General features: G+C 26.6%; 14 protein-coding genes and 1 tRNA gene. 8 read left to right on the forward strand and 7 right to left on the reverse strand.

Going from position 1 to position 17,057, the window contains the following annotated elements:
• Positions 1-37 precede the first annotated feature (37 nt).
• Positions 38-1,399, forward strand: coding sequence for a tRNA uridine-5-carboxymethylaminomethyl(34) synthesis GTPase MnmE (gene mnmE, locus D9V71_RS00080; protein ID WP_158340370.1), 1,362 nt, complete (start codon positions 38-40; stop codon positions 1,397-1,399).
• 16 nt (positions 1,400-1,415) lie between these two features.
• Here the strand turns inward: mnmE and D9V71_RS00085 are convergent.
• Positions 1,416-1,488 (reverse strand) — tRNA-Phe (locus D9V71_RS00085).
• Between the two features lie 261 nt (positions 1,489-1,749).
• Between D9V71_RS00085 and D9V71_RS00090 the strand changes: the two genes are divergently transcribed.
• The 3 genes from D9V71_RS00090 (at position 1,750) to efp (ending at position 5,010) form a co-directional block, all read left to right on the forward strand.
• Positions 1,750-2,040, forward strand: a complete 291-nt coding sequence (locus D9V71_RS00090; protein ID WP_158340371.1) for a co-chaperone GroES — start codon at positions 1,750-1,752, stop codon at positions 2,038-2,040.
• A 48-nt stretch (positions 2,041-2,088) separates the two neighbouring features.
• The gene (groL, locus tag D9V71_RS00095) at positions 2,089-3,735 is read left to right on the forward strand and encodes a chaperonin GroEL (protein ID WP_158340372.1); all 1,647 of its coding nucleotides are present in this window, start codon (positions 2,089-2,091) and stop codon (positions 3,733-3,735) included.
• Between the two features lie 705 nt (positions 3,736-4,440).
• Positions 4,441-5,010: an elongation factor P gene (gene efp, locus D9V71_RS00100; protein WP_158340373.1), complete on the forward strand. Its 570-nt coding sequence runs from the start codon at positions 4,441-4,443 to the stop codon at positions 5,008-5,010.
• An 18-nt stretch (positions 5,011-5,028) separates the two neighbouring features.
• Here efp and dnaC read toward each other — a convergent pair whose 3' ends face one another.
• The 3 genes from dnaC to rsmD form a co-directional block, all read right to left on the reverse strand.
• Entirely contained in the window at positions 5,029-5,769 is a 741-nt protein-coding gene (gene dnaC, locus D9V71_RS00105) for a DNA replication protein DnaC (RefSeq protein WP_158340374.1), read from the reverse strand.
• Entirely contained in the window at positions 5,769-6,263 is a 495-nt protein-coding gene (dnaT, locus tag D9V71_RS00110; protein WP_158340375.1) for a primosomal protein DnaT, read from the reverse strand. Before dnaT ends, dnaC begins: the two co-directional genes overlap by 1 nt.
• Positions 6,264-6,352: 89 nt before the next feature.
• Positions 6,353-6,925 (reverse strand): 16S rRNA (guanine(966)-N(2))-methyltransferase RsmD, encoded by a 573-nt coding sequence (gene rsmD / locus D9V71_RS00115; RefSeq protein ID WP_158340376.1) that lies wholly within the window; start codon positions 6,923-6,925, stop codon positions 6,353-6,355.
• A gap of 131 nt (positions 6,926-7,056) precedes the next feature.
• On the opposite strand from rsmD, the gene ftsY reads away from it, so the two are divergent.
• Both ftsY and rpoH read left to right on the forward strand, forming a co-directional pair.
• On the forward strand, positions 7,057-8,178 hold the full coding sequence (gene ftsY / locus D9V71_RS00120) for a signal recognition particle-docking protein FtsY (protein WP_158340377.1): 1,122 nt from the start codon (positions 7,057-7,059) through the stop codon (positions 8,176-8,178).
• Between the two features lie 157 nt (positions 8,179-8,335).
• Positions 8,336-9,193 carry an RNA polymerase sigma factor RpoH gene (gene rpoH / locus D9V71_RS00125; protein WP_158340378.1) on the forward strand — a complete coding sequence of 286 codons (858 nt, stop codon included), beginning with the start codon at positions 8,336-8,338 and terminating at the stop codon, positions 9,191-9,193.
• A gap of 123 nt (positions 9,194-9,316) precedes the next feature.
• Here the strand turns inward: rpoH and glmS are convergent, their stop codons facing one another.
• Positions 9,317-11,146 carry a glutamine--fructose-6-phosphate transaminase (isomerizing) gene (glmS, locus tag D9V71_RS00130; RefSeq protein ID WP_158340379.1) on the reverse strand — a complete coding sequence of 610 codons (1,830 nt, stop codon included), beginning with the start codon at positions 11,144-11,146 and terminating at the stop codon, positions 9,317-9,319.
• A gap of 73 nt (positions 11,147-11,219) precedes the next feature.
• A complete protein-coding gene (gene glmU / locus D9V71_RS00135; RefSeq protein WP_158340380.1) occupies positions 11,220-12,596 on the reverse strand; it encodes a bifunctional UDP-N-acetylglucosamine diphosphorylase/glucosamine-1-phosphate N-acetyltransferase GlmU in 1,377 nt (458 codons plus the stop codon).
• Between the two features lie 173 nt (positions 12,597-12,769).
• Here glmU and D9V71_RS00140 point away from each other — a divergent pair, with 173 nt between their 5' ends.
• Entirely contained in the window at positions 12,770-13,588 is an 819-nt protein-coding gene (locus tag D9V71_RS00140) for a Cof-type HAD-IIB family hydrolase (RefSeq protein WP_158340381.1), read from the forward strand.
• A gap of 13 nt (positions 13,589-13,601) precedes the next feature.
• Here D9V71_RS00140 and metR read toward each other — a convergent pair whose 3' ends face one another.
• Positions 13,602-14,534 carry an HTH-type transcriptional regulator MetR gene (metR, locus tag D9V71_RS00145; protein ID WP_158340382.1) on the reverse strand — a complete coding sequence of 311 codons (933 nt, stop codon included), beginning with the start codon at positions 14,532-14,534 and terminating at the stop codon, positions 13,602-13,604.
• Positions 14,535-14,677: 143 nt separating this feature from the next.
• Here metR and metE point away from each other — a divergent pair, with 143 nt between their 5' ends.
• The gene (gene metE / locus D9V71_RS00150) at positions 14,678-16,954 is read left to right on the forward strand and encodes a 5-methyltetrahydropteroyltriglutamate--homocysteine S-methyltransferase (protein ID WP_158340383.1); all 2,277 of its coding nucleotides are present in this window, start codon (positions 14,678-14,680) and stop codon (positions 16,952-16,954) included.
• Positions 16,955-17,057 lie beyond the last annotated feature (103 nt).

The raw sequence follows: 17,057 nt of genomic DNA on the forward strand, positions 1-17,057 counted from the left end.
CTTATTTAATTTCTAATCTACACGAAGAAAATATTTTATGATTTATAATGAAACGATTATTGCTCAAGTTACATGTCCAGGAAAAAGTGCTGTTGGAATAATAAGAATATCTGGTGTTCAAGCAAAGATAGTTGCTATAGAAATTTTAGGAAAAATGCCTTCAGCAAGATTTGCTACTTATTCAGATTTTTTAGATAAGGAGGGAAAAGCATTAGATAAAGGTATATCTTTATGGTTTCCTGCTCCTTGTTCATTTACAGGTGAAGATGTATTAGAATTACAAGGTCATGGTAGTCCAGTAATAATTGATTTATTAATGAAAAGAATTTTATCTATTAAAAATATTAGGATGGCTAAACCGGGAGAATTTTCTGAACGTGCTTTTTTAAATGGAAAAATGGATTTAATTCAAGCCGAGTCTATAGATGATTTAATTAATTCGGAAACAGAATTATCTATTCGAGCTTCATTAAATTCATTACAAGGGAATTTTTCTTTTTTTATTACAGAACTAATAAATTCAATTATTAAATTACGTATTAATATAGAATCTAGTATAGATTTTTCAGAAGAAGAAATTAATATTAATATTAAAAATATAGTTGATGTAAAATTTAGAAAAATACATAATAAGTTCGCAAAATTAAAAAATATAATTTTAGATGGAAGTTTATTAAGAGAAGGGAAAAAAATAGTAATTGCAGGTCTTCCTAATGCAGGAAAATCGAGTTTATTAAATATTTTATCGCATTCTGATAGAGCTATAGTAACTGATGTACCCGGAACTACACGAGATCTTCTTTATGAGCATATTAGCATCAATGGTATTGTTTTTGAATTAATTGATACTGCTGGTTTACGAAATACAAATAACAAAGTAGAAAACATTGGAATTATCCGTGCTTGGGAAGCAATCAGAAAATCTGATCATGTTCTTTTTGTTATTGATAAAACATTGAGTAAACGAAAAAGAAAAAAAATATGTGATGAATTTAGAAAAAATATTTCTAATGATAGTATTCCAGTAACGTTTATTTTAAATAAAAATGATTTAGTAAAAGATGAATTTGGCATAAAAAATATAGATGGTTTGTCGTTTATAAGTCTATCAGCACATACAGGTCAAGGTGTTGATATATTACGTGAGCATATTGCAAAAATTGAAAAAAATATAAACAAAGAAAGTGTTTTTATTGCTCGTCGTCGTCATGTTAAACAATTAGATTTAGCATATAACGAGTTCTTATTCGCTGAAAATAATTGGAAAATTTCTGAAAATATTGAATTGTTAGCAGAATCTTTAAATAGTATGAATAGATTTTTAGGTGAAATAACTGGTCGGTTTACTTCTGAAGATTTATTAAAAGATATTTTTTCTAGCTTTTGCATTGGTAAATAGACTATAAATTATAATATGCCCGGAGGCGGAATTGAACCACCGACACGGGGATTTTCAGTCCCCTGCTCTACCAACTGAGCTATCCGGGCTTTTTTTATATTAAATCATCAAATATAAAAGATTGTCAATGTTTTTTATTATGAAAATACTATAATTATTTTTTTATTTATATCAATTAATAATTAGTTTTTAAATTTTTAAAAAATAAATTTTAATAAACAAAACAATAAAAAAATAATTTTTACCCTTGAAAGTTTTAATAAAGATCCCTATATTTATAAGAGAACATATTAAATTAAAAAATAATTTTTAAAATAATTAAGGAAGATTATTCACAGGAGCATTATCATATGAAAATTCGTCCATTGCATGATCGTGTGCTTGTTAAACGTCAAGAAGTTGAATTAAAATCTGCAGGCGGTATTGTGCTAACAGGTTCTGCTGCAGGAAAATCGACTCGAGGAACAGTCACTGCTGTAGGGAAAGGTCGCGTTTTAGATAATGGAGAAATTAAACCATTAGATGTTAAAGTTGGTGATACTGTTATTTTTAATGAAGGTTATGGTGCAAAAACTGAAAAAATTGATAATGAAGAATTATTAATTTTGACTGAAAGTGACATTTTAGCAATTGTTGAATAGTAAACTATATGCTATATCCATTGAAAAATTTATTTAAGGGAATGTCAAATGGCCGCTAAAGATGTGAAATTCGGAAACGAAGCCCGAATTAAAATGCTTCGTGGAGTTAATGTTTTAGCAGATGCAGTTAAAGTAACTTTAGGGCCAAAAGGTAGAAATGTTGTTCTAGATAAATCTTTTGGAGCGCCTAGTATTACTAAAGATGGTGTATCAGTAGCTCGTGAAATTGAATTAGAAGATAAATTCGAAAACATGGGAGCTCAAATGGTAAAAGAAGTTGCATCAAAAGCAAATGATGCAGCAGGTGATGGTACTACAACAGCGACATTATTAGCCCAATCTATAGTAAATGAAGGCTTAAAAGCAGTAGCAGCTGGAATGAATCCAATGGATCTTAAACGTGGAATTGATAAAGCTGTTATTAGTGCTGTAGAAGAGTTGAAAAATTTATCTGTACCATGTTCTGATTCTAAAGCAATTACGCAAGTTGGAACTATATCTGCAAATGCAGATGAAAAAGTTGGCTCTTTAATTTCAGAAGCAATGGAAAAAGTTGGTAATGATGGAGTAATTACAGTAGAAGAAGGTACTGGTCTTCAGGATGAACTTGAAGTCGTTAAAGGTATGCAATTTGATCGAGGTTATTTATCTCCATATTTTATTAACAAGCCAGAAACAGGCATTGTTGAATTAGAAAATCCGTATATTTTAATGGCTGATAAAAAAATATCTAATGTTCGTGAAATGTTACCAATATTAGAATCTGTTGCAAAATCAGGAAAACCATTATTAATTATTTCAGAAGATCTAGAAGGTGAAGCTTTAGCTACATTAGTAGTTAATTCTATGAGAGGAATCGTAAAAGTAGCCGCAGTAAAAGCTCCTGGATTTGGTGATCGTCGGAAAGCTATGTTGCAGGATATTGCAATTCTTACTGGCGGTTCTGTTATTTCTGAAGAATTAGCTATGGAATTAGAAAAATCTACTTTAGAAGATTTAGGACAAGCAAAACGTGTTGTTATTAGTAAAGATACTACAACCATAATAGGTGGTGTAGGAGAAAAACACTCAATTCAAAGTCGTATTAGTCAAATTCGTCAAGAAGTTCAAGAAGCTACTTCTGATTATGATAAAGAAAAACTAAATGAGCGTTTAGCTAAATTATCAGGAGGAGTTGCAGTACTTAAAGTGGGTGCAGCTACAGAAGTAGAAATGAAAGAAAAGAAAGCTCGCGTTGAAGATGCTTTACATGCTACTCGTGCAGCCGTAGAAGAAGGAGTAGTTGCCGGGGGTGGTGTTGCATTAGTACGCGTAGCAGGAAAAATATCTAATTTACGTGGTCAAAATGAAGATCAAAACGTAGGTATTCGTGTTGCTTTACGTGCAATGGAAGCTCCTTTACGTCAAATTGTTTCCAATTCTGGTGAAGAACCTTCTGTAGTTACTAACAACGTTAAAGATGGAAAAGGTAACTATGGTTACAACGCTGCTACAGATGAATATGGTGACATGATAGATTTTGGTATATTAGATCCTACTAAAGTTACACGTTCTGCTTTACAATATGCTGCTTCTGTTGCTGGTTTAATGATAACAACAGAATGTATGGTAACTGATTTACCAAAAGAAGATAAATCTTCTGATTCCAATTCTTCTCCTGCAGGAGGAATGGGTGGCATGGGCGGAATGATGTAATAAAAAATTTATTTTATTAAAACAGTTTTGAATCAATTTTAAAGTATCTTTCCTCAGAATAACTATTCTGAGGAAAGTTTTTTGTTTTTACTTGATATAAAAGTTTTTAATTAAATAATTAGAAATTATTTTAATTTAATTCAAAGTTTGGTTTTATGTGATAAATTTTTTTCATATAAAATTAATTTTTAATTTTATTAAAAAAAAATCATTATTAAACAATTTGATAATTAAATCTAATTAATAACATGATATTATATTTTTTAAAACATAGTAAATTAATGTCTAAATTATTATTTATTTTTTCTCATTCTAAAGTTTATTTTTATTTTAAATCTTAGTATTAGTGTTTATTGTAATTTATAATATTTCTTGTTGTAAAATTTTTAAACATAACATCTATAATTCATGATATAATTTTTTTATGGTCAATAATATTTATATCGCCTTCATTTATATATTTTTTTAAATATAATAATTTATTTTTTATAAAAATATTTAATTAATTATTAAGTGTTTAAAAATTCTTTTTAGTTTTGACCTGTGCGTTATTTTTATAAAAATTTTGTATATACTGTGAAATTTTCAAAAAAACATGTGTTATACACAATAAAAAAATTTTATTTAAAAAATAATATTTTTTTATTAATATAAATTAATAATTTTATATATAAGTAGTAATCTTTTTATAGAAATAGAGGTTTCATGAGAGTTTATCATACTAATAATTTTCGTTCAGGTTGTAAAATTATTTTTGAATCTGAACCGTGTTTGATAGAGTCTAGTGAATTTGTTAAACCTGGAAAAGGTCAGTCTTTTGTTCGTGTAAAACTACGAAAACTATTAACAAAACAACTTATAGAAAAGACATTTAAATCTACAGATTTTTTAGAAGTAGCTGATATTAAAGAATATTTACTATCTTATTTATATAATGATGGTCGTTTTTGGTATTTTATGAATAATAATACTTTTGAAGAATTATCAGTAGAAGAAAAAATTATCGGGATTCATAAAAAATGGTTGTTAGAACAAGACACATGTACCGTGACTTTATGGAATAATCAACCAATTTCAATTACACCTAATAATTTTGTAAATCTTAAAGTTACAGATGTACAGGTAACTATTAAAGGTGACACTATCAATACCAGTGGTACTAAGTTGGCTACATTAAGTACTGGTGCTATTGTAAAAGTGCCTTTATTTATTCAAGTCGGTTCATTAATTAAAGTAGACACGAGATCAGGTGAATATGTATCTAGAATAAAATAAAAAATTTTCTTATCTATATTAATATTCATTCCCATTAACATATTGTCTGTAACTGTCCCATTCAAAAGTTAGCCATAAACTATTTCCTAAACGCATTCTATCGATAACTCTTTCACCTAATAAACTTTTCATTCCTTTATGGTCTAAATTAGATAACATGCCAGTAGAACGTTTAGATGACGATCTTCTATCAACTATTTGATTGATGATTACTTTTTCATAACGAGATTCAGTTTGCATACCAATTTCATCAATCATTAATAAATCAACACTGCTAAGATTATGTAATAAATTTTCTTCGGTAATATTACTAGTACCGCTAAATGTTCCTTTCATATTAGACATCAAATCTGCTACTGTTACAAGTAAAATGCTTTTTCCATGTAATATTAAGTAATTACCTATAGCGGATGCTAAATGATTTTTTCCCGTTCCAGGTTTTCCCGAAAAAATAAAACTAGCGATGTTTTCATTAAATTCTTCTGCATATCGTTTTGAAGCTTTCAGAACTTTTTTTTGGCCATCATGTTCAATTTTATAATTATCAAATGAGCAGTTCATGTATAATTCTCGAATACCAGATCTACCTAAAACACGTTGCATTTTCATTGCTTTGTTTTCACGTAGTATAGATTCAGAAGATAATCTTCCCTGTTCTTGGTTCCAAGCTAATAACGCTTCATCATTATCAAATTTAGGTTTAATGTTTTTAGGCATAAGACGTTGAAGACGTTTGAAGAATTCAGTATAAAATGTCATTATTTACCTCTAAATCCACTTGGTGTAGTTTGATCAGGTGTTGGAATATATGTAATATCTCGTTTTTTTTGTGACATGCAAATAATAGATCTGCTTTTTTGTAAACTTCTAGCTAATTTTTGTTGCCATTGTATATGATGAAAAAAACAACCTTCTGCTTGCCAATAAGAAATGAAAGATGCAAGTTCAGATTTTGATATTTCTTCAGTTAACATAATTCCCCATAATGCTGCTTGACGAATAAAATCTTTATCAGGAGTCCATTCTGGATGCATTGAAAATTTTTTTATAATTTTCTGTTGTATTGTATCGTGTTGCAATAAGCAATGATCAAGATCAAATATTTTTTTTAATAAATGAGGCGTAATTGCGTAAAAAATAGGAGAATTATTTTTTAGTACCGCTATAATTCCTTTATTAGATTTTTCTAAAATTTGCATCGGATTTTTACAAAATAAATCAAGGGATACATTATCAGAAACTAAAACTTTCATAAATATTTTTTCCTATTTTAATTTTCAAGAACTTATGTATTCTATATTATTAAACTTTTTAACACAAAATATTATAATTTTTATTGGTCTTATATATTAAAAATATATAGATAACATTGTATTTTATTTGTAATTTTTTTTTTATATAAAACCCAGTTTTTTGATAATGTCAGAGGTTGTTTTTTTTCTTGTTCTATATAAACGAAAGAATTTTTTTTAATCCATTTATTATTTTCTAACAAATCAATAGTTTTATTGATTAAACCTTCATGATAAGGAGGATCAATAAAGATTATATCATATGGTTTTCCAGGTTTTTTTAACCAATTAAGTGTGTTAGTACGTATAATTTCTACATTACATATTTTTAATTCTTTTATATTTTTTTTTAGATTAAAAAATGTTTTTTTTTCTATTTCTAGTAAAGTTGAAAATGCAGCATGGCGAGATATGGATTCTATTCCTAATGCGCCACTACCTGCGAAACAATCAAGACATCGCGAGTTTTTAATGTATTTAGATAACCATTCAAATAGTGTTTCTCTTATTTGATTAGTAGTAGGACGCAAGTTTGAGATGTTACTAAAAGATATTTTTCTTCCTTTAAGTTTTCCAGAAATAATATAAATTTTGCCATTTTTTTTAAAAAAAGAATTATTCATTTTGTTAGATTATTTGTGTTAGTGATATAATTTATTTAAATATTAATATTAATAAAAAATTAAATAAATATTTTTTAATGATTAATTTTTAAAAAATATATTTTTTATTTATAAACTATAAGGTAAATAATATGACAGATAGCAAAAAAAATGGTTTTTTTTCTTGGTTAAGTTCTAAAATAAAAAAAAAGAAAATAACAGATGTAATACAAAATAATCAAGAAGAAAAAAATAGTTTTAATAATAAAACAGAAGATACTTCAGAAACTATATTAATTAAAAAAGATAATATAGAAATATTAAACAACTCTAGTAATAATATAGAAAAAAGACAGAATACAAAAAAAAATTTTTTTTCACGTTTAAAAAAAAGTTTAAAAAAAACACAGAAATTTCTTGGTGAGGGAATTAGTCATATTTTTTTATCTAAAAAAATCGATAGTGTACTTTTCGAAGAATTAGAAGAAAAAATGTTACTTGCTGACATTGGAATTAATACCACTAATCGAATTATTAGTGATTTAATTAAAGATGTTAATCGTAATGATTTAAAAAACTCTGAAAAACTATATTTTTTGTTAAAAAAAAATATGTATAACATTCTAAAAAAAGTGGAAGTGCCTTTAGAAATATCTAATCATACTCCTTTTATAATTTTAGTAGTAGGAGTTAATGGTACAGGAAAGACTACAACGGTTGCTAAACTAGCACAGAAATATAAACTAGAAGGAAAATCGATAATGTTAGCTGCTGCAGATACGTTTAGAGCTGCAGGTATAGAACAATTACAAGTATTAGCAAAATTAAATAAAATACCAGTAGTAGCACAGCGTTCTGGTTCAGATCCTGCAGCAGTAATATTTGATGCAGTTAAATCAGCAAAATCAAAAAAAATAGATGTTTTAATTATTGATACAGCTGGTAGATTACATAATAAATCACATTTGATGGAAGAGTTGAAAAAAATAATTAGAGTAATTAAAAAAATAGATTTATCTGCACCGCATGAAAAAATATTAATTATCGATTCCTGTAATGGACAAAACACAATACAACAAACAGAAATATTTCATAAATCATTAGATTTAACCGGGATTATAATTACAAAATTAGATGGAACAGCAAAGGGAGGAGTTGTTTTTTCTTTAGCTGATCAATTTAAAATTCCTATTCGTTATATTGGAATTGGTGAAAAAATACAGGATTTAGGTGTTTTTAATAGCCAAGAATTTATTGAGTCTATATTTACATAAAAAAGAAAATATCATTAAACATTAATTTAATAAAATTATTAAGAATAGATGAATTATTTTATATAAATCTTTGATTTATATTTTTAATTAAAGTATTATAGATGTGTCCCACATGTTAATAATTCAGTATGTATAATTCATTGATGCGGGAATTAAAATGATTAACAAAGTACAGATTTTATCTGTAACACCACCAGGTAATTTAGATGCTTATATTAGAATAGCTAACTTATGGCCGATGCTATCCATCGAAGAAGAAAAAATACTCACTAAACGATTACGTTATAATAGCGATTTAGATGCCGCAAAAACTTTGATTTTATCCCATCTCCGTTTTGTAATCCATATTTCACGCAACTATTCAGGATATGGTTTGCTTCAAGCTGATCTTATACAAGAAGGTAATGTCGGATTAATGAAAGCAGTTCGTAGATTTAACCCAGAAATAGGAGTTCGTCTTGTTTCTTTCGCTGTACATTGGATTAAATCTGAAATACATGAGTACGTTTTACGTAATTGGCGTATCGTCAAGGTTGCAACTACTAAATCTCAAAGAAAACTATTTTTTAATTTGAGAAAAACCAAAAAAAGATTAGGTTGGTTTAATGAGGAAGAAATTCAAATAGTTGCTAGAGAGTTGGGAGTGAGCAGTAGAGATGTAAGAGAAATGGAATCTCGTATGTCCGCTCAAGATATTACTTTTAATCCATTACCAGAAGAAGATTTTGATGGTAAAGTAAACACCTGTTCTATACAATATTTGCAAGATAAAAAATCAAATTTTGCTAGTGGTGTTGAGCAAGATAATTGGGAAGAACATGCTGCAAATAAACTAAGCAATGCACTGTTAAGATTAGACGAACGTAGTCGTCATATTATTTATGCGCGTTGGCTAGATAAAACTAAAAAAAACACTTTGCAAACTATAGCAAACAATTATGGCATTTCTGCTGAACGGGTTCGACAATTGGAAAAAAATGCAATGAAAAAGTTAAAAATAGCCATAGAAGCTTAGATGAAAATGTGAGTTTTAGTGTTATATAATTTAGTTTTATTAAAAAATGTTTATATAGAGTATGAGATTAAGTTTTATTAAATTGAAGACTCATACTCTTTTTTAAATTTAATATATAAAATTTTATTCTACTGTTACTGATTTCGCAAGATGTCTTGGTTGATCAATTTCTTTTCCTTTTTTTAATGCGATATAATAAGCAAGTAATTGTAAAGGTATTATGTAAAAAATAGGTGCTATTAGTTCTTCCACATATGGAAGTTTGATAACATTCATATTATCTTCATGATCAAATTCTTGATCTGAAAAAACATAAATTAAACCTCCTCTAGAACATATTTCTTTAATATTTTTTTTATTTTTCTCCAATAATGAATTTTTAGGAGCGATCATAATAACTGGTATATTTTTATCAATGAGTGCAAGAGGGCCATGTTTAAGTTCTCCAGATGGATAAGCTTCAGCATGAATATAAGCAATTTCTTTTAATTTTAAAGCTCCTTCCATTGCAATTGGATACTGATTACCTCGTCCAAGATATAGCATATTTTTTTTGTTAGCTAATATATTAGCCACGCTTTTTATTATATAATTTTTTTTTAAAATTTTTTCAATTCTCATAGGTAACAGATTTAAGGTTTGCACAATTTTTTGTGATATGTTGTTGTTTTCTTTTTTTAAATTTATTATTTTAGCGACTAACATAAGTAAAACAGTTAGTTGAGTTGTAAAAGATTTTGTTGAAGCTACTCCTATTTCTAAACCTGCTTTAGTTAATATATAGAAATCAGATTCTTTCACTAAAGATGAACTTTCCATATTGCATATAGTTAAACTTCCTAGGTATCCAAGTTTTTTAGAGTATCTTAATGCTAATAATGTATCCGCAGTTTCACCTGATTGCGATAAAGTAATTAGTAAACTTTTTTTTCTTACAGTTAATTTTCTTGAAGAAAATTCAGATGCAATTTCAACATCGCAAGGAATGTTAGCAAGTGATTCAAACCAATGTTTAGCAACCATTGCTGCATTATATGACGTACCACATGCAACTATTTGAATATTTTCTGTATTGTAAAAAACATCATTTGCTTCTAATACTAATTCAGAAAAATATACTTTATTTTTATTTTTTAAACGGTTTTTTAAAGTGTTGAGAATTGATGTAGGTTGTTCATATATTTCTTTTTCCATATAATGACGATACTTTCCTTTTTTTACTGATTTATATTCTGTATTAGATATAATTTCTTTTCGTTTAATAAAAAAATTGTCTTTATTGAAGATATTAATTTCTTTTTTTTTAACAATGGCAATATCACCTTCTTCTAAGTATATAAAACGTTTTGTTACATGTAATAATGCGATTTGATCAGAAGCTATGAAATTTTCTTCTATTCCCAATCCTATAATTAATGGACTTCCAGAACGTGCAGCTATTAATTTTGAAGGATTATTTTTATCGATTACAACCATACTATAATTACCATCTAACTGTTTTATACTGTTTTGTATAACTTTTTTAAGTGAATCTTTTTTTTTGTTTTGTTCCCAGTGTAATAAATGTGCAATTACTTCTGTATCAGTATCAGAAGAGAATATATATCCTTTTTTTTGTAAAAAAAGACGTAATACGGAATTGTTCTCAATAATTCCATTATGTACAACAATAATATTTGAAGAAATATGTGGATGAGTGTTTTCTTTTGAGACTTTTCCATGAGTAGCCCATCGAGTATGAGCTACACCAATATTACCAAGTATTGTTTTTTTATTTGTTTTTTTTATAAGTTCATTGACTTTTCCAACACAACGAATTCGAATAATATTATTTTTATTATCTATTACTGCTAATCCTGAAGAATCATATCCTCGATATTCTAGTTTTTTGATGCTGTTGATAAGAAAATCAGCAATATTACGTTGTGTTACTGCAGCAACAATACCACACATATTGATACCTTTTATTTTTTATTAAAACATTTTATTTTAAAAGTAAATATATTAGTTTAATAAATCATAACAATTATTTTTGATTAATTTTATGAGGCCGTATCCAGTTTTTTTTATATTTTTGTTCTTTAGTATTATAAACTAAACAGGGTGTGTTCACATCTTTAGTTAAGGTGGTCCCTGCTGCAATAGTTGTATTTTTTACGATTTTTATAGGTGCAACTAATTGTGTATTAGAACCTACTAAAACATTATCACCAATAATAGTTTTGAATTTATTTGTCCCATCATAATTACATGTGATACTACCAGCTCCGATGTTTACTTTCGAACCAATTTCAGAATCACCAAGATAACTTAAGTGTTTTACTTTAGATTTTGTTTTTATGAAACTATCTTTAATTTCAACAAAGTTACCTATATGAACATTTTCATCTAATAAAGTATTTGAACGTAAATGAGCAAAGGGACCTATAATGCAATTTTTTCCTATTTTAGCATTTTCTATAATTGTATATGCTTGAATGTTAGTTTGACTATCAATAATACTATTTCTAATAATACAACCAGGACCAATTTTAACATTATCACCTAAAACAACATGATTTTCTAAAATAACTCCTGTATCTATTTCAACATTTTGACCGTGTTGTAATGTTCCTCTAAGAAAAAAATGAGATGGATCTTTTATTATGACTCCATTGATAAGTAAATTTTCAATTTGTTTTTTTTGAAAAATATTTTCTAAAATAGATAATTGTAATTTATTATTTATTCCTAATATTTCTTCATAATTTAAGGGCTGTACTGTTGAAATAAAATTACTTTCAAGATAAGCTAAAGAGACAATATCTGTTGCATAAAATTCTTGTTTTTTATTTTTTTTATCAATTTTTTCTAACCATCTTTTTAAATTTTTTCTTTTTGCTATAAAAATTCCTGAATATACTTCTTTAATATCTTTTTGTTTATTAGTTGCATCTTTTTCTTCTATTATACCGATAACTTTTCCTTTTTTTCGTAAAATACGTCCATATCCATTAGGATTTTTTATTTTTGTAGTTAACAAACTAATTTTTGATGTTTTTTTAGATTTTTGTAGTTTTTTTATTGATTCAAGTGAAATAAACGGTACATCGCCATATAGAACCAGTACATTTTCATCATCTGAAATATTTTTTATTGCGAGCAATAAAGCTTGTCCAGTTCCTTGTGGTTTTTTTTGTATGACCCATTCAATTGGTATGTTATATATATTAGAAAATACAATTTTTTTTTGAGAACTATAAACTAGTATAATTTTTTTAGGTTTTATAGATTGTGCAGTTTGTACTACATGTTCTAAAATTGTTTTTCCTCCTAAAAAATGTAGTACTTTAGGGTAATTAGATCTCATTCTAGTTCCTTTTCCAGCAGCAAGTATTACTACAATTACATCTTGTGTTAACATAAATACCCTTTTTGAAATATGTTATTAAATACAATATTTTTAATTAAATAGTTCTAATTTATTTAAATTATTTTTTAATCTATTTATCTTATAAAATAAAATTTTTATATATTAATTTATATATATATAATATGTTTTTATAATAAAATACATTATATTTTTTAAGGTTTTTTATGAGTTATATTATTGCAGTAGATTTAGACGGTACTTTGCTTTCTTCAGAGAATAAAATAACAAAATATACTCAAAAGATTATACAATTATTAATAAAAAAAAATTTTTATTTTATTTTTGCTTCAGGTCGTCATTATATAGATGTTATGGAAATTAGAGACAGTTTAAAAATAAAGATTTTTATGATTACTTCAAATGGTGCTAAAATTTATAATTTAGATGATGAACTAATATTTAGTGATAATTTAGAAGCAAATATTGCTTCTACACTTTGTAGAATGGAATATTTAGATACAGAAATTATCACGCAAGTATATCAAAATAATAAATGGTATATAAATAACAATAAAATAGATAATAAATTTTGTTCTGCTCTTTCGTCATTAAAATATCAATATTTTCATCCAGACGATTTAGATTTTAATAATATTAGTAAAATTTTTTTTACAAGTAGAAATTTTCAAAAATTATATATTCTTAAAAGAAAAATTACTGATTGTTATGGTTGTAAAGTACATATTAATTTTTCAGTTCCAGGTTGTCTTGAAATTGTATCAGGAACTACTTCAAAAGGTCATGGATTAAAATTAATATCTAATTTATTAGGCATTCCCTTAAATAATTGCATTGCTTTTGGAGATGGAATGAATGATCAGGATATGTTAGATATTGCTGGAAAAGCATATATTATGCAAAATGCAGATTCACGTTTAAAAGACATATTACCCCATATTGAAATTATTGGCAGTAATAATAATGATGGTGTTGCAAGATGTTTAAATAAAATTTTTATAGAAAATAATAAAAATATATTATAAGGTTAATAAAAAATTAACATTTTTTAATAAAAATATTTTTTTTTAATACACTACGAATAAACTGTAAATGAGTGGAGACGTGTAAACGTATAGAATGAACAAAATTTTGGATAACTAGTTCTTTTTGTTCACCATTACGTATAGCTGCATATAATCGTCCCCATATTCCATTTCCTATTCTTTTTGTTATGATTAAACCTTGACGTTCAAAATTCTCTACCACCCAATGTGGTAGTGCAGCAATTCCCATTTTTGCGGATACCATTTGAATTAAAAGTAATGTGTTATTAACATTTTTAAAAATAGGCATAATTCCAGATGGTTGTAAAAAATATTTCCATATGTCTAGTCTATCTCGTTGAACAGGATAAGTCATTAATATTTCAGATGCAAGATCTTGAGGTGTGATATTATTTTCTTTTAACACAAGAGGATGATCAGGAGATAGTACTAGACGTACTTCAAAATCAAATATTGGCATATAAAATAAATTACTTCGAGGTAATACTTCTGAAGTAAGTACAATATCAAGCTTTCCTTGTTGTAGAAATGTTTGAGGATTAAAATTCATATCAGAATAAAAATCTATTTCTATTTTTGGACATTTTTTTTGAAAAACTTTTAGTGCTGGAGTTAACCATTGAATGCAGCTATGACATTCAATTGCTAATCGAATTCTCATATAATGAGAATCTGTACATGATTGTATCGCTTTTTGTATTTTAGGTAATATTTCTTCAGATAATTGAAGTAAAATTTTACCTTTAATTGTAAATATTATAGGATTGCTTTTTCGGATAAATAATTTAAATCCTATTTTTTTTTCTAATTGGTTACATTGATGTGATATTGCTGATTGCGTTTGATGTAGTTGGATTGCTGCTGCACTTAATGAACCATTGTTCTTTAACGCTTGTAATGTTCGAAGATGTTTTATTTCAATCATGAGATTCCTTCATATCAATAATTAACTATTTACGCTTGATAATTTTCTTTAATACTAGAATTATAGAATATATATTTTATATAAAGCAATTATAAATTATTTTCAAACTAAAAATCTCATTTACAAAAGATAAGGTATTTAAAATGACAATTTTAAATCATACTCTTGGCTTTCCAAGAATAGGTTTGAACCGCGAATTAAAAAAAGCTCAAGAAAAATATTGGTCTGGTGAACTTGCACTTGAAGATTTGTTATCAGTTGGTTGCGAGTTGAGAAAACAACACTGGCAAAAACAAAAAGAGTCTGGAATTGATTATATCCCAGTTGGTGATTTTGCTTGGTATGATCATGTATTAACGACTAGCATGATGTTAGGAAATATTCCAGAAAGACATAATAATATTATTAATACTATTGATTTAGATTGTTTATTTCGTATTGCAAGAGGTTGTTCTCCAGATATTTCAGCTTCAGAAATGACTAAATGGTTTAATACTAATTATCATTATATTGTACCTGAATTTTATAAAAATAAAGTTTTAAAATTTTCTTGGAAACAAATTCTAGATGAAGTTGATGAAGCGTTATTATTAGGACATAAAGTTAAACCTATACTTTTAGGTCCAGTTACATATCTTTGGTTAGGAAAAGTAAAAGGAGAAAATTTTGATCGTCTTGATCTTTTAAAAGATATAATTCCAATATATAAATATGTTTTAACAGAATTATCTAAACGTGGTGTTGATTTCGTCCAAATTGATGAACCTGCATTAGTTTTAGAATTACCAAAAAAATGGAAAGATGCTTATTTTTATGTTTATAAAGAACTATTTGGAATCACAAAATTATTACTTACAACATATTTTGACAGTGTTGAACACAATATAGAATTTATTCGTGATCTGCCAGTTCAAGGCATTCATATTGATTTGATTTTTGGAAAGTATAATTTAAAACGTTTTATTTCTAAAATATCACCAGAATGGATCTTATCTTTAGGAGTGATTAATGGTCGAAATATTTGGCGTTCTGATCTTTTAAAATGGTTTAAAATTATTAAATCAATTTCAAAAAATCACAAAAGAATACTCATTGGTTCATCCTGTTCTCTTTTACATACACCAATTGATTTAGAAAAAGAAAAAAACTTAGATAAAGAAGTAAAAGAATGGTTTTCTTTTTCCGTGCAAAAATGTATAGAGTTAGGGTTATTATCAAATGCTTTAAATAATAATAATATTGATGCAATTACGAAATGGAGTTTACCTATTCATGAGCGTAAATTTTCTAAAAGAGTACATAAAATTGAAGTAGAAAACCGTTTATCTAATCTTTCAATTAATACATATAAACGTTTAAATTCTTATAACATTCGTTCTATAGAACAGAATAAAAAATTTAATTTGCCTATTTTACCTATTACTACCATTGGTTCTTTTCCTCAAACTATTGATATAAGGAAATTACGTCGTAATTTTAAATTAGGATCAATAACTAAAGAAGAATATGCAAAAGAAATTAAAATACATATTAAAAAAGTTATAAGAATACAAGAAGAATTAGGTATAGATGTTTTAGTTCATGGTGAAGCTGAAAGAAATGATATGGTAGAATATTTTAGTGAACATTTAGATGGTTTTGTGTTTACAGATAATGGATGGGTACAGAGTTATGGTTCACGTTGTGTGAAACCACCTATTATTATTGGAGATATTAGCCGTCCAAAACCAATTACTATAGAATGGTCTAAATATGCTCAATCTTTAACTGAAAAACCAGTTAAAGGGATGTTAACAGGACCAGTTACAATTTTATTGTGGTCTTTTCCCAGAGAAGATGTTTCGTTAAAAAAAATTGCAACACAAATTTCTTTGGCATTATATGATGAAGTTTTAGATTTAGAAAAACAAAAAATAGAAATAATTCAAATTGATGAACCAGCATTACGAGAAGGCTTACCTTTGCGAAAAAGTTCTTGGCATGAATATTTATCTTGGTCTGTTGATGTGTTTCGATTAAGTTCTTCAGGTGTTAAAAATACTACACAAATTCATACACATATGTGTTATTGTGAATTTAATGATATTATAAATGCTATTGCTTCATTAGATGCCGATGTAATTACAATTGAAACAGCTCGTTCAGATATGGAATTACTAGAATCGTTTAAAAAATTTAGCTATCCTAATGAAGTTGGTCCGGGAGTATATGATATTCATTCTCCTAATATACCAAGTGCAAAATTAATTACTATACTTTTAAATAAAGCAATGAAATATATTCCTATAAAACGTCTTTGGGTAAATCCAGATTGCGGTTTAAAAACAAGAAATTGGAACGAAACAATATTAGCTTTGAAAAATATGGTTGAAGCAACGAAAAAAATAAGAGAAAAAATTAAAGAAAGTGATCTTAATTAAATTCATTTATTTTTAACTTTTAGAATCTAATTTTATTATTAAATCATCTTTTAGATTATTTACAAAAATCTAAATGATGATTTAATTGTTATAAATTTTTACG

The sequence above is a fragment of the Buchnera aphidicola (Macrosiphum euphorbiae) genome (genome assembly GCF_005237295.1).
Lineage (GTDB): Bacteria > Pseudomonadota > Gammaproteobacteria > Enterobacterales > Enterobacteriaceae > Buchnera > Buchnera aphidicola_AP.

Coding starts and splice junctions, on each gene's coding strand:
- rsmD (WP_158340376.1), bottom strand. CDS start 6,925: ATGAATAATTCTTTTTTTAAAAAAAATGGCAAAATTTATATTATTTCT.
- ftsY (WP_158340377.1), top strand. CDS start 7,057: ATGACAGATAGCAAAAAAAATGGTTTTTTTTCTTGGTTAAGTTCTAAA.
- metE (WP_158340383.1), top strand. CDS start 14,678: ATGACAATTTTAAATCATACTCTTGGCTTTCCAAGAATAGGTTTGAAC.
- D9V71_RS00090 (WP_158340371.1), top strand. CDS start 1,750: ATGAAAATTCGTCCATTGCATGATCGTGTGCTTGTTAAACGTCAAGAA.
- rpoH (WP_158340378.1), top strand. CDS start 8,336: ATGATTAACAAAGTACAGATTTTATCTGTAACACCACCAGGTAATTTA.
- mnmE (WP_158340370.1), top strand. CDS start 38: ATGATTTATAATGAAACGATTATTGCTCAAGTTACATGTCCAGGAAAA.
- glmU (WP_158340380.1), bottom strand. CDS start 12,596: ATGTTAACACAAGATGTAATTGTAGTAATACTTGCTGCTGGAAAAGGA.
- metR (WP_158340382.1), bottom strand. CDS start 14,534: ATGATTGAAATAAAACATCTTCGAACATTACAAGCGTTAAAGAACAAT.
- efp (WP_158340373.1), top strand. CDS start 4,441: ATGAGAGTTTATCATACTAATAATTTTCGTTCAGGTTGTAAAATTATT.
- dnaC (WP_158340374.1), bottom strand. CDS start 5,769: ATGACATTTTATACTGAATTCTTCAAACGTCTTCAACGTCTTATGCCT.
- D9V71_RS00140 (WP_158340381.1), top strand. CDS start 12,770: ATGAGTTATATTATTGCAGTAGATTTAGACGGTACTTTGCTTTCTTCA.
- groL (WP_158340372.1), top strand. CDS start 2,089: ATGGCCGCTAAAGATGTGAAATTCGGAAACGAAGCCCGAATTAAAATG.
- glmS (WP_158340379.1), bottom strand. CDS start 11,146: ATGTGTGGTATTGTTGCTGCAGTAACACAACGTAATATTGCTGATTTT.
- dnaT (WP_158340375.1), bottom strand. CDS start 6,263: ATGAAAGTTTTAGTTTCTGATAATGTATCCCTTGATTTATTTTGTAAA.